Source organism: Thioclava sp. PTB-PU3-1 (assembly GCF_055666785.1).
Genome location: NZ_JBVNVL010000002.1, coordinates 17302 through 30341 on the forward strand (window position 1 = coordinate 17302; position 13040 = coordinate 30341).

11 protein-coding genes, 1 tRNA gene and 1 pseudogene are annotated in these 13040 nt (G+C 62.8%); 6 read left to right on the forward strand and 7 right to left on the reverse strand.

Annotation, left to right across the window (positions count from 1 at the left end):
• Together ACZ7GB_RS05505 and ACZ7GB_RS05510 are read right to left on the reverse strand one after the other, a co-directional pair.
• Positions 1 to 807 (reverse strand): carbohydrate ABC transporter permease, encoded by an 807-nt coding sequence (locus tag ACZ7GB_RS05505; RefSeq protein WP_472157926.1) that lies wholly within the window; start codon positions 805 to 807, stop codon positions 1 to 3.
• A complete protein-coding gene (locus ACZ7GB_RS05510; protein ID WP_472157927.1) occupies positions 804 to 1679 on the reverse strand; it encodes a carbohydrate ABC transporter permease in 876 nt (291 codons plus the stop codon). Before ACZ7GB_RS05510 ends, ACZ7GB_RS05505 begins: the two co-directional genes overlap by 4 nt.
• A 555-nt stretch (positions 1680 to 2234) precedes the next feature.
• On the opposite strand from ACZ7GB_RS05510, the gene ACZ7GB_RS05515 reads away from it, so the two are divergent.
• Positions 2235 to 2819: an RNA 2'-phosphotransferase gene (locus ACZ7GB_RS05515; protein ID WP_472157928.1), complete on the forward strand. Its 585-nt coding sequence runs from the start codon at positions 2235 to 2237 to the stop codon at positions 2817 to 2819.
• A gap of 9 nt (positions 2820 to 2828) precedes the next feature.
• Positions 2829 to 3769, forward strand: a pseudogene (locus ACZ7GB_RS05520) (IS5 family transposase).
• Between the two features lie 314 nt (positions 3770 to 4083).
• On the opposite strand, the gene ACZ7GB_RS05525 reads toward ACZ7GB_RS05520, so the two are convergent.
• Positions 4084 to 4157, reverse strand: a tRNA-Cys gene (locus tag ACZ7GB_RS05525).
• Positions 4158 to 4351: 194 nt separating this feature from the next.
• Here ACZ7GB_RS05525 and ACZ7GB_RS05530 point away from each other — a divergent pair.
• The 3 genes from ACZ7GB_RS05530 (at position 4352) to ACZ7GB_RS05540 (ending at position 7941) form a co-directional block, all read left to right on the forward strand.
• Positions 4352 to 5002: a protein-L-isoaspartate O-methyltransferase family protein gene (locus ACZ7GB_RS05530; protein WP_472157929.1), complete on the forward strand. Its 651-nt coding sequence runs from the start codon at positions 4352 to 4354 to the stop codon at positions 5000 to 5002.
• A 136-nt stretch (positions 5003 to 5138) separates the two neighbouring features.
• Positions 5139 to 6500, forward strand: a complete 1362-nt coding sequence (locus ACZ7GB_RS05535) for a TolC family outer membrane protein (protein ID WP_078542289.1) — start codon at positions 5139 to 5141, stop codon at positions 6498 to 6500.
• A 142-nt stretch (positions 6501 to 6642) separates the two neighbouring features.
• Entirely contained in the window at positions 6643 to 7941 is a 1299-nt protein-coding gene (locus ACZ7GB_RS05540; RefSeq protein ID WP_472157930.1) for a hypothetical protein, read from the forward strand.
• 214 nt (positions 7942 to 8155) lie between these two features.
• Here the strand turns inward: ACZ7GB_RS05540 and ACZ7GB_RS05545 are convergent, their stop codons facing one another.
• From ACZ7GB_RS05545 to ACZ7GB_RS05555, 3 genes are all read right to left on the reverse strand, one after another.
• Complete coding sequence (locus tag ACZ7GB_RS05545) at positions 8156 to 8488, reverse strand: DUF6280 family protein (protein ID WP_075773874.1); 333 nt, start codon at positions 8486 to 8488, stop codon at positions 8156 to 8158.
• Positions 8489 to 8887: 399 nt separating this feature from the next.
• On the reverse strand, positions 8888 to 9619 hold the full coding sequence (ygfZ, locus tag ACZ7GB_RS05550) for a CAF17-like 4Fe-4S cluster assembly/insertion protein YgfZ (RefSeq protein ID WP_472157931.1): 732 nt from the start codon (positions 9617 to 9619) through the stop codon (positions 8888 to 8890).
• A 50-nt stretch (positions 9620 to 9669) separates the two neighbouring features.
• Positions 9670 to 11370 carry an ABC transporter ATP-binding protein gene (locus ACZ7GB_RS05555; RefSeq protein ID WP_472158457.1) on the reverse strand — a complete coding sequence of 567 codons (1701 nt, stop codon included), beginning with the start codon at positions 11368 to 11370 and terminating at the stop codon, positions 9670 to 9672.
• 196 nt (positions 11371 to 11566) lie between these two features.
• Here ACZ7GB_RS05555 and ACZ7GB_RS05560 point away from each other — a divergent pair, with 196 nt between their 5' ends.
• The gene (locus ACZ7GB_RS05560) at positions 11567 to 12778 is read left to right on the forward strand and encodes a pyridoxal-phosphate-dependent aminotransferase family protein (protein WP_078549118.1); all 1212 of its coding nucleotides are present in this window, start codon (positions 11567 to 11569) and stop codon (positions 12776 to 12778) included.
• Here the strand turns inward: ACZ7GB_RS05560 and ACZ7GB_RS05565 are convergent.
• A complete protein-coding gene (locus ACZ7GB_RS05565; protein ID WP_078522440.1) occupies positions 12769 to 12975 on the reverse strand; it encodes a hypothetical protein in 207 nt (68 codons plus the stop codon). The two genes, ACZ7GB_RS05560 and ACZ7GB_RS05565, sit on opposite strands and share 10 nt — an antisense overlap.
• Between the last annotated feature and the right edge of the window lie 65 nt (positions 12976 to 13040).

The window sequence follows — 13040 nt, forward strand, 5'->3', positions numbered from 1 at the left end:
TCAGGTGCGTATGACAAATCCCCGTGCGATGTGATTGCGCACGAACCAGATCATCGCGACGCCCGGGATCAGCGAGACCACCGTCATCGCCATTACCAGACCGATATCCGTTTGAAAGCCGAACAGCGCGCTGATCGCCATGGTGATCGGTTTGCCGGCGGTGACCGTCAGAATGCGCGCGAAGACCACCTCCACCCAGGAGAAGATGAAGCAGAAGAAGACGGTCACGCCGATCCCGGGCGCGATCACCGGGATCAGCTTGCCGAGGAAAAAATGCGGGAAGGAATGGCCGTCGAGGAAGCAGGTTTCGTCGAATTCGCGCGGCACGGCTGCGATGAAGCTTTCGAGGATCCAGATCGCGATCGGCAGGTTGAACACGCAATGCACCAGCGCGATCCCGACCGGGCTGTTCACCAGCCCGACATGGGCGAAGAGAATGAAGATCGGGAGCGATAGCACGACGGGTGGCGTCAGCCTGAAGGCGATCAGCGCGAAGAGGATGTGGCGATCGCCGGTAAAGCGGAAGCGCGCAATCGCATAGGCGGCGGGCAGTCCGGCCGCGAGGCAGAGCGTCACGTTGAGCAGAACATAGACAAGCGAGTTCCAGATCGCATCGCGCAGGTCGGGGCGTGCGAAGACGGTGGCATAGTTGATCAGCGTCGCCTGTCCCTCGCGATATCCCTCGCGCGGCAGCGTCAGCGTGAAGCTCAACAGCACCATTTGAACGAACGGCAGCAGGATGAAGAGGGCCAGAGCTGCGAAGGCGAGGCCGCGCGCAATTGATGGGCGCATTCGCGTCATCTTCATCGGGTCGCCTCCGGCGAGGTGCTACGTCCGGCCCGAATGCGGATGAATGCCCAGGCGACGCTCAGCACGATCAGGAAATCGAGCATCGCACGCGCGGCGGCGCGGCCATAGGTGAAGCTGCGAATGTCTTCTCCCAGTTCGAGCGAGATGAAAGTCGTCGCACCCTGCGGTCCGCCTGCGTTAATCGTGAAAGCCTCCGTGTAGATCATAAAGCTGTCGACGAAACGTAGCAGCAATACGATCGACAGCGCCCCGGCGATCCGCGGCAATTCGATATGGCGGAATACCGCGAGCCGGGATGCTCCGTCGATCGCCGCTGCCTGTCGATAGGAGGCCGGGATCGCCGACAGCGACGCGTAGGAGAGGATCACGACGAGGCCCAACCAGTGCCACGTATCCGCCGCGACGATGAGGATCCAAGTATGCAGCGCGGTGAACTTATAGTCGAAGCCAATACCCGCTGCGGCGATCGCCTTGCCGAGGAGCCCGATCTCCGGATCGATCAGCGTGAGCCACATACCCGCGATCATGTTCCACGGAACAACGAGGGGCAGGGCGAGCATCATCAGCACCGGCACCGCCCAGTGACCGATCCGCAGCATCAAGAGAGCGATCCAGATCCCCAGCGGCACCTGAATCGACAACACGATGGCCGAAAACAATGCGCTTCGCCCGAGGCTCGCCCAAAAGCTCGGATCGCGGATGATCTCGAGATACCATTGCGGCCCGACCCAAAGTGCCGTGTCGAGGGTGAAGATGTCGTGAAATGAGTAATTGAAAACGGCGACCAGAGGCAGAACTGCGACAAACCCCATTATGAGAAGCGCAGGTATCATCAGTAGCCACGCGCGGTTCGAATGTGGTTTGATCATCGCAGTGCCCTCCCCGAAGCAACCACCTTGTCGAGGAAATCGAACGGGGTGGTCTATGGAATGTCAAGGATAGTAACGATTTAGGCGGAGATGCGCGGGATTGGCGGATGGTGCGCGGGTCACTGTTTCGGGTGCTGACGCATCGTTCGGCCATAAACGGTGACGCACGATGAGCGCAGCGAATAAGCGCTTCCCCCCTTCGGCGACGCCCCCCCTTACCTACTGGCGGCTCTCCGAAGCATTGTATGGGCCTTGGGGCGTCACTCGTGCTCTCAGGCGAGAGCCGCTGTTTCATAATCAGGCTTATGGGTCGTTGGTTAGTGAAAGATGCGAAATACGGTTCGCGAATTTGCAGTTACCGACAAGAAGGAGATTTGTCTGTAACGCGATCAGGTTCGCTGCTGGCGCATCATTTTTCGATGGGGTGCAGTCATCCAAAGTGAGCGCTTGCCTCTAATCGACTTTGCGTTCTAAGCGGTGATAGCGTGTTTTCGTTTCGTGAATGTGCATGTGACAGGATACATGCTCGAGCCCATAGCAAAGAGGTCGAGTCACATGAGCCGAGAGAGCAAGTTTCTCGCGCGAATACTGCGCCACGCGCCGGAAGACATTGGTGTGACGCTCGATGCTGAGGGGTGGGTGCGCATCGATCTATTGCTTCGTGCGATGAAAAAGGCGGGTCGCGGCATGACCCGCGCGCAACTCGAAGATCTCGTCGAGACGAATGACAAGCGTCGTTTCACGATTCGAAAAGACATGATCCGCGCTGCCCAAGGTCACTCGATTTCCGTCGATCTTGGTTTGCAGCCGCTTTTGCCGCCGGAGTTTCTATATCACGGCACCGCATCTCAAAGCCTGGATGCGATCTTTGCATCCGGGCTGCTTCCCGGGGGGCGTCGACAAGTGCATTTGTCGGCCGATCCGTCGACGGCAGCTGGCGTCGGTAAAAGGCACGGAAAGCCGACGGTCCTTCAAGTCGAAGCTGTCAGAATGCACGGTGATGGCTACGTGTTCTGCCGTGCCGATAACGGGGTATGGCTAACCGACAATGTGCCGCCGGAGTATCTCGGTTTTGGCGTTCGAAGGGCTCTGTTGCACAAATCCCGTGAAGGGATTCATGTTGTGAATCCAGCGTGGTAGCTGGCCAGCATGAGCAGACCGACGCCCCCGACCTACAAGACCAGGAACTGGCCATCCTACAATGAAGCGCTCAAGCGCGTCGCGTCGCGACCTCACTGACGATCTGGTTCGACCCCGAGATGAGCTGGGAGGCCGCGCCGACCGGCAGGCGCGGTCGCCAGCAGAGCTATAGCGACGCCGCGATTCAGACCTGCCTTTCGATGAAGGTGTTGTTCGGTATGGCTCTGCGACAGACGACCGGGTTCGTCGAGAGCTTGTTGCGCTTGGTCGGCCTTGAATGGGCGGTGCCCGACTTCAGCACGCTGTCTCGTCGCCAGAAGACGCTTGCCGTGAACATTCCGTATCGCGGCTCCAAGGGGCCGTTACACCTTCTTGTCGACAGCACAGGGATCAAGGTTGAGGGTGAAGGCGAATGGCACGCGCGCAAACATCGCGGCCCAAAGCGGCGTGTCTGGCGTAAGCTCCATCTCGGGGTCGACGAGCAAACATTGGAGGTTCGTGCCGTGGAGATCACGGGAAGCAACATCGGAGATGCTCCGGTTCTGCCCGACCTGCTCGACCAAATCCCCGAGGATGAAGAGATCGGCAGCGTCACGGCAGACGGTGCCTACGACACCCGCAAATGCCATGACGTCATCGCCGAGCGTGGCGCTCATGCCGTCATCCCGCCTCGCCGGAATGCGAAGCCTTGGAAGACCGCCACCGCTGGCGCTATCGCACGCAACGAAACTCTGCGGGCATCTAAGTATCTGGGCCGCGCCCTGTGGCGACGATGGAGCGGATACCACCGCCGGAGCCGCGTCGAAACCAAGATGCACTGCGTGAAACTTCTGGGTCAGCGCCTCATGGCGCGGGACTTCGATCGCCAGATCGCGGAACTTCAGGTCCGCATCGCCATCATGAACGGTTACACCGCGCTCGGCATACCCGTCACGGAAGCTGTGGGATAAGTCCGTCCGGGGAAAGGAGAACCTCGGCCATCAAACGATTTGTGCAACAGAGCCGATCGACCCGCGCGATCTGTCGATCTGTGACTGGAGGCTGCGATTGTGTGCTGCCTTGTTGTAGCGCGTTCCCGAGAGATGGTCTGCGAGCATGGCGAAGTATTCCGCTACGATCGCGGCGTTTTCCGCCTCACTCCAATCCTCGCCTGCCATGGCGCCAGGCTACGGGCGGGCATTTGAAATGTCAGCCGGGGAAACAGATTCTTTATCGGTTCTGTAAACCGACCTGTAAACCAGTACCCCGACTTTCGGCTAAGTAGTGGAGGCGAGTACCGGAATCGAACCGGTGTACACGGATTTGCAATCCGCTGCGTCACCACTCCGCCAACTCGCCGCCGTGGTGTTGGCGTCAGATACGGTATCGCAAGCGCCCGCGCAAGAGGTGAGTTGTGCCTTTGGCGCATTGTGCGCAGGCGACGTCGGCTCTGAGCGCAAGAGCAGGTCCGAAGGCCCTCTCGCATAACTTGCTCAGACCCTGCTTCTGTGGCAAAACCGGCCACAAGGGTTTGCTACCGAAGAGTTCTCGACATGCAAGATTTCGCTACGCGCCGCACCATGATGGTCGACACGCAGGTCCGTCCCAGCGATGTGACCAAATTCCCGATCATCGCGGCGATGCTGCATGTGCCGCGCGAGCAATTCGTGCCCGCGGCCAAGCGCGAAGCCGCCTATATCGGTGAAAATCTCGAACTGGCGCCGGGCCGCGTCCTGCTGGAACCACGCAATTTCGCGAAGATGCTCGATGCGCTCGACATCCAGCCCGATGATCTGGTGCTCGATGTGGGCGCGGGGCTCGGCTATTCCTCCGCCGTGATCGCGCGGATGGCCGAGGCGGTCGTCGCGCTCGAAGATGAGGACATGGCATCGCAGGCAGAGGCTGCGCTGGCAGAGGCGGGGGCCGACAATGTCGCCGTCGTCACCGGCGCGCTGACAGAGGGCGCAGTACAGCACGGCCCCTATGACGCGATCCTCATCGAAGGGGCGGTCGAAACCATTCCCGCGGCGCTGATCGAGCAACTCAAAGAAGGCGGCCGGATCACCGCAATTTTCATGGAAGGCGCCCTCGGGGTCGCCCGGATCGGTTACAAGATCGACGGTGCGATGAGCTGGCGCGATCTTTTCAATGGCACCGCACCTGTCCTCCAGGGGTTCGTGAAGCCGCGTGAATTCGTGCTCTGAGGAGCACATCGAATCGGCTAGCTGTTTTGCAGGATATGCAATCGGGCGCTGAGCCGATAGAATTTGAAGTAATCGCGCCCGGCGGCAGAGGGACAACACCTGCATCTGCGGCGATACAGGAAACGAGGGACATTCGATGCTGCGTAAGACTCTGACTATGACCGCTTTGGTCGCGGCTACCGCATTTGGGCCGGTCGCGGCAGGGGCGGAGACGCTCGCCGATGCGCTGGTCTCTGCATATCGCAATTCGAACCTGCTGGAGCAGAACCGGGCCGCGCTGCGGGCTGCCGATGAAGACGTCGCTCAGGCGGTCGCGAATCTGCGCCCGGTCCTGCAGTGGACCGCGAGCTACGATTACCTGAATTCCGACGCCACGGGGGCGATCTCGCAGAGCGCCTCGACCTCGCTCGGTGCGTCGATGACGCTGTTCGATTTCGGTCGCAACAAGATCAATGTCTCGATGAAGAAAGAGACCGTGCTGGCCACCCGTGAGGGTCTGCGCTCGGTCGAGCAAAACGTGCTGTTGTCGGCGATCCAGGCCTATTCGGACGTGAAATCGGCCTCCGAGCAGGTCGCGATCAACCAGAATTCGGCGCGCGTCCTGAACGAAGAACTCAAGGCCTCGAACGACCGTTTCGAAGTGGGTGAAGTCACGAAGACCGACGTGTCGCTCGCACAGGCGCAGCTCGCGTCCGCCCGCGCCTCGCTGGCTGCGGCACAGGGGAACCTGCGCTCGGCACGCGAAGCCTACAAGGCGGCCACTGGCCATTACCCCAGCAACCTCGCGGCCTTCCCGAAGCGTCCGTCGCTTCCGGGCTCGCTAGATGCGGCGCGCGACATCGCGCTGCGCACCCATCCGAGCATCAAGCAACTGCAGCACACCGTCGCGGTCTATGACCTCGGCGTGGATTACGCCCGCGCCAATCGCCTGCCGAAAATCACCGGTTCGCTTGGCCTGCGCCAGCAAGAGCAGGGCGTGCAGACGCAATCCGCCGGGATCGAGCTGAACCAGACGCTCTATTCGGGTGGCGCGCTTCTTTCGGCGCAGCGTCAGGCCGTGGCGAACGATCAATCGGCCCGCGCGCAGCTGAGCCAGGCCGGGGTGACGGTCTCGCAAAACGTGGCCAACGCCTGGGCGGCGATCGACATCGCGAAGGCGCAGATTTCGGCTTACGACCAGCAGATCACCGCAGCCCGGACCGCCTATCAGGGCGTCAAGGAAGAGGCGCTTCTGGGCGCGCGCACCACGCTCGACGTGCTTTCGGCTGAACAGGACCTGCTGGATGCGCAGGCGGGCCGGATCGACGCTGCGGCCACTCTGCAGGTAGCTTATTATCAACTTTTGTCCGCTATGGGTCTGTTGACGGTAGAAAACCTGAAGCTTGGAATTCCGACCTATGATCCCGCGGCCTATTACAACTCGGTCCGCACCGCGCCCCTCACGCTCAGCCCGCAGGGCAAGCGTCTGGATCGTGTGCTCAAGGCCATCGGCCAGTAACGACCGAACGGTGTTCGGCGGGCTTTCGGGCCCGCCTGCCGCGCCGCTGTGGCGCAGGCATCGCAGCCTCCGGGTGTCCCTCGCAGTTTCGGATCCGTCACGGCTGGACAGGCGCGCGTGCGCGCGGCAGGATGGAGAGATCATGGCTGATACCCGACCCAGACCCGAAATCGAAGATGTGCTGGCATCGATCCGGCGACTGGTGTCGCAGGACAGCCCGCGTGTGGCCGAGAGCTATCCGACTTCGAAAGGGGAGGGCTCGACGCCCGATCCGCTGGTTTTGACGCCCGCACATCTCGTGTCGGACACTCATGCGGGGTCGAAAGGCGATATCCACGATCTCGAATGGTCCGCGCCGGGTGTTTCGCCGGAAGAAGAGGCCGAGGCGGCGCAGGATGACGCGGCCGATCTGTCGGAGGCGCCCACCGAGTCGGTGGAGCCTGCACCGCTGTCCGAGGCGCGTCGCAAGCCGCAGAATTTTGAACCCGAATTCGATGATGCAGAGGCCGAGCCCTGGCCGTCGGAGGCGGAACTGCCGCAGAGCAGCTTTGACGACGAGCTCAAGCGGCTGGAGGGCTCGCTCGCCCAGCTCGAGGCGGAAGTGGCGCGCGATGGTGCCGATTACGAATCCGAGACGGGCGACGCGTTCGAACCGGCAGGCACCGCGCCGCTGACCGAATTGCCCGAAAGTTTTACGCCGGTTTGGGATCAGGGCTCCGATCCGGAGCAGACCTTCACCAGCGCAGAGTGGGAGGACGTGGCCGGCTTTGTCGCGCCCCAAGTGCCGGAAGCCGACGAGGCGGACGGTGACGCGGATATCGCCAGCGAGACGCTTGAAAGCGCCGAGGATGATCCTCTGGCGGGGCTCGAATTCGATGACGCCGCTCCCGCAGAGGCCGAGCCGGAAGACATCAGCATCGACGATGAGGCCTTCGCGACCGAGGCCGTGATCGGCTTCGACGTGCCGCCGGGGGCCGAGGCTGAGCCTGAGTCGCTGCAGGACGCCACCGCAGCGCAGGATTGGGAAGATCTCACGCCGGAGATGGACGGCGCTGACAGTGCTCCCAACTTCGTGCAGGCTAGCGAGCATGCGGCTGATACGCCGCCGCGTCGCCTGCATCTCAGCGATGCCGGGGCGCGTGCCCCGGAGCCGGAGTCGCGGACGTCCAGCTATGCGGAGCTTCGTGCGTCGCTCGAAGAGGATTTCGAGGCGGATGAGATCGCCGCGCTCGAGGCCGAGCTTGCGTCCACATCGGACCAGCCCGATGCCGCCTTGCATCCGCTGGCGCAATCGATGACCGAGACCCAGCTTCGGCACCTCGTGTCGTCGCTGCTGCGCGAAGAGCTTCAAGGCGCGCTCGGTGCGAAGATCACGCGCAACCTGCGCAAGATGGTGCGTCGCGAAGTGCAGCGCGCTCTGATGAGCCGCGATCTGGACTGAGTGGAGATGCTCGGGCAGGGACGCCCGAGAGCGACTTAGCCCTGCTCTGCGCGGCCAGCAAAGCGTGCATCGACCGGGAAGCTCATGCCACCGACAAGGCACGCAAGACGTCCCCTTAGATCATCGCGAAAACACACCCAAGAAATTCAAAACGGCGCGCCCTGTGGGGCGCGCCGTTTTGTGTATCCAACTGTCGCCGTGGCGCCTGACAGGATCAGGCGGCTTCGGCCTCGTGCTCGTCCGAAATCGCGGCGAGACGGCGTTCGCTTTCTTCGCGCGACAGGGCGACCGACGTGCGGACACCTTTGCCGACGAATTCCATCAAACCCCGGACGACGCGCTCGTTCGGATCGATGCCGGCGCAGGACAGAACTTCACGACCATCGCGCGAGCGTGCCCAGCGGGCGATCTGCTCGGGACCGTTGCCGTATTTCTTGTCGTCTGCAATCGCATCATCCAGCGCCGCGAGAACCACAGCGGCGAACAGTTTGCGGGCTCGTTGGCCCTGCTCGTAATTGAAGGCCGAGCCGTCAACGAAATCGCGCATTCTTCCGTCCTTTGTTATTGCTCTTGCGTTTCCTGGCGTGAGGGCCATCTAGGCCGTTCGGCCCCCGATTCGATATGCCTTGGGTCACATGGCAGGTATGCGTTTGACGCATATCACCTTTGCCGCTCACCAAAAGCTAGGCCCCTCACAAGGGATCGCAATGCACGCGAAGTAAGCGTGTGCCGCTGGAATTCAAGGCCGGCTATTTGCGAAGCGCGAACGCACAAAGGCCTAGATTGTCTTCTAAGTGATTGAAATTGTGCTCTATTGATAGTCTTCAGATCGCGTGAATTCGTTCGTATTGCGAAGGATTTCTTGCGGTCGTTTCCTCCGCGTCACGATGTTCCGTAAAACGCATGGATGGGGCTTGCGCTTTCTGAAACATTTGATCCTCGCTGGTCATAAATAAGTGACCACCGCGTCACCCGCCGACATCTCGCCCGATGCGCGCCCGAGGCGCAGATAGGCGATCGCGCGATCGCCCGAACGGGTGAAAAGACGCCCGACGCTGCGCCCGTCGGAGGTGATCTCGGTTCCCGGCTCTGCAGGGCCTTTGACATCGACCGTGACGAAGCCTTTGCGCAGCTCGGTCTTGTGCTTCATCCGCGCGGTGACTTCCTGGCCGACATAGCAGCCTTTGCGGAAATCGACGCCGTCCAGCCGATCGAACCCGGCCTCGAGGATGAACGTGTCGGGGGTCAGCTCGATACCGGTCTCAGGGATGCAATGCGCAACGCGGATCGCGTCCCAATCGGTGCCGTCATCGCCCGCTTCGTCCCCGTAGAGCCGCCAGCCCATGTCGGGATGGCGCGGATCGGCCAGCGCGCCCTCGGGCGCAGGCCCGGTGCCGCGATAGACCTTCAGATCGGAGGGGGCGATCGCGACATCGGCCCGCAGCTTGTACATGCCCAGACGCTTGATGGTCGCCTCGGCGATGCTCTCGTCGATATCGAGCACGATCGCCTCGCCGCGCGCCAGCAGGAAGAAATCGGCAAGGTATTTGCCCTGTGGCGTCAGCAGGGCGGTATAGACCAGCCCGTCTTTCACGTGGCTCACGTCGTTCGTCACCAGCCCTTGCAGGAAGTGCTCGCGATCCGCACCGGTGATCTCGTAGAGAATGCGCTCGGCCATGGAGGTCTCCTTTCCCCGCCCATGTAGGCAGCCGGAGCGGGAATGCCAACTCAATCGAGAAGCTGCATCCGGCACAGCCCTGCATAGGGCCCGTTCTTGGCCAGCAGCTCGTCATGCGTGCCCTGTTCCACGACCTGACCTTCGACCACCACCACGATCTTGTCGGCATTGCGCACGGTCGACAGGCGGTGGGCGATGACCAGCGTCGTGCGGCCTTGGCTCAGGTCCTCCAGTGCCTGCGCGACCTTGGCCTCGGAGACAGTGTCGAGCGCGGAGGTCGCCTCGTCGAGCAGCAGGATCGGCGCGTCGCGCAGCACGGCGCGCGCGATGGCGACCCGTTGGCGTTGCCCGCCCGAGAGCGCCGAGCCGCGCGGGCCAGCGCCGGTATTGATGCCGTTTTGCAGAAGGTCGGTGAATTCGGTCACATGGGCCGCTTCGAGCGCGGTCTGGATATGGTCAGGGTCGACCTCCTGCTGCCCGAGCAGAACGTTTTCGCGGATCGTCTCGTCGAACAGCGCGGAATCCTGCGACACCGTCGAGAAATGCTGGCGCAGTTCGGCAAGGCCGAGAGCGTTCAGCGGCGTGCCGCCCAGCGTGATGCTCCCGCTATCGGGATCGACGAGCCGGGTCAGCAGGTTGAACACGGTGGTCTTGCCCGCGCCCGAGGGGCCGACAAGCGCGGTGGTCTGGCCGGGCTCCGCCACGAAGCTGAGGCCGCGCAGGACGTGCTTGTCGCCGTAATGCAGGTGCACGTCGTCGAACTCGATCCGCGTGGTCTCGGGCAGGGCGGCAGGCTGCGCGGGCGAGGTAATCGCGGGTTGGGTGTCGAACAGGCGATAGATCCGCTCAAGGCTCGCCGCCGCCGTTTGCCATGCGCCTGCCGAATTCGCGAGGCGGCGCAGCGGCTGGAAGGCCAGCGCCATCGCGGTGAAGAAGGACATGAAATCGCCGACAGAGCGCTCGCCCTCCAGAATTTGCTGGCCGCCGAGGATCAGCACCACGAAGAAGCCTAGCCCGGTGATGATGTCGATCATCGCGGGCACGAGGCCGGAGATGAAGGTGGTCTTGATCTGGGCGATGCGGACTTCGTTCACCAGACGGGAGAAACGCCCCGCCTGATATTCCTCGATCCCGTTGAGCTTCACGGCGGCGATGCCATGGAAAACTTCGTCGAGCCGGGTCGCGCGTTCGGAAGAGCTTTCGCGCATCTGGCGTGTCTTGCGGCGGATATAGCGTTGCGCCATCGCGACCGGCAGGATCAGGAGCGGTGCGCCGATCACGGCCCCCAGCGTCCAGCCGGGATCGATGGCAACCGCGACGCCGAACAGCGAAATCAGAGAGACCGCGTCGCGCCCGGTGCTGGAGATGAAGATCTTCCACACGTTCTGCACGGCGGAGGTGTCGCCCTGTACGCGTTCGATCAGCGCGCCGGGCGGGTTGGCCTGATAGAAATGCTGGTCGAGCCGCAGCATGTGCCGGAACAGGTCGATCTGCATATCGCTAGAGGTGCGCAGCGAGACGCTCGTCATCACCGTGCGCGAGGCCACCGAGGTCACGGCGCGGATCAGGAACAGCCCGAAGATCGCGGCGCCGACCCACCAGATCAGATCGCTTTCGCCTTGCACGAAGACCTTGTCGAAGAGCGGCTTGAGCATCCAGCTCAGCGCGCCCAGCGTCGAGCCTTCGATCATAAGAAGCACCATCGACACGCCGATCATTGGCCAGTGCTTGAGCAGATAATCGCGCCACATCCGGCCCGCGAGGTGTTTCGACGTGTAAGGATTTGCAGTCTTGGCCACGAGGCACCATGCGATAGGCGCGCCATTCGGCACGCGGTTAAGCCCGTGAATTACCGCGAGATAGGGGGCACGTGCAAGCCGGGCGCGAGATTGACGCGGCGGGCGGGCGGGATTACCGATTATCCGTTGTGCCAGACGGAGATACCCGATGAGCCTTGCCCAAGGTCGCCCCTACCTCGCCATTCCCGGCCCCTCGACGATGCCTGACCGTGTTCTGGCCGCGATGCATCGTCCCGCGCCCAATATCTACGAAGGCGAGATCGAGGAGATCGCGGCGCGGGTCGCGGCGAACCTGCGTCGGGTGGCGATGTCCTCGTCCCATGTCGCGATCTATATCGCCAACGGGCACGGCGCTTGGGAGGCGTCGATCTCCAACGTGTTCTCGCGCGGCGACAAGGCGCTGAGCCTCGTGACCGGGCGCTTCGGCAATATCTGGGCGCGCAACGCGGCCACGATGGGCGTGGACGTTCAGCGGCTGGAATTCGGCATCAAGGCCCCCGCCGATCCTGCAAAGGTCGAAGAGGCGCTGCGGGCCGACAAGACCCACGAGATCAAGGCCGTGCTGCTCACCCATGTCGATACCGCGACCTCGGTGGTCAACGACGTGCCGGCGATCCGCGCGGCGATCGACGCGGCGGGTCACCCGGCGCTCTTGATGGTCGATTGCATCGCCTCTCTGGGATGCGACGAGTTCCGGATGGACGATTGGGGCGTCGACGTGATGGTCGCCGCCAGCCAGAAGGGCCTGATGGTGCCGCCCGGTCTGGGCTTCGTGTGGTTCTCCGACAAGGCGCTGGCCGCGAGCCGCGAGGCCGATCTGGTCACGCCCTATTGGGACTGGCAGCCGCGCGCCTTCCCCGAGATGGTCTATCAGTATTTCGGGGGCACCTCGCCGACGCATCACCTCTTCGGCCTGGATGAATCGCTAAAGATGATTCTGGAGGAAGAGGGGCTGACCCATATCTGGGCGCGTCACGCGACGCTCGCCTCCGCTGTCTGGGCGGCTTTCGAGACGTGGGGACAGGAGGGCGATATCGCGCTCAATATCGCGAACCCGGCCCATCGCGCCCATTCGGTGACTGCGGCGCGGATCGGGGCGGGCAACGCCCAGCGGCTGCGCAGTTGGCTCGAACGCGAGGCGGGGGTGACGCTGGGCATCGGGCTCGGGATGGCCGAACCCGGCACGCCCGAGGCCAACGATTTCCTGCGTGTCGCCCATATGGGCCATGTGAACGCCCATATGACGCTGGGCGCGCTGGCGACGATGGAGGCCGGGATGCAGGCGCTGAAAATCCCGCACAACCCCGGCGGCATCGCCGCGGCGGCTGGCGCGATTGCGAAAGGCGCCGGTCAGGCCTGACCGTGACGCTCCAACCAGTCGGTGAGCTGTTCGACCTCTTCCGAGGCTTCGCGCGAGATTTGCGGGGCTTCGGTGCGCGACGTCGAGAGCTTCATCTCGCGGCTGGATTGGGTCATGCCTGCATAAGCGCCGAAGGCCAGGGCAAAGGCCAGCGGGCTAAGCATTGCGATACGGGCGTTGCGAGTCTTGCGGCTCATGGGTCTGCTCCTGTTGTTGAGCAAAACATGGGCGCGCCCCCGAGTCGGCGCAACTCACCTTGCGG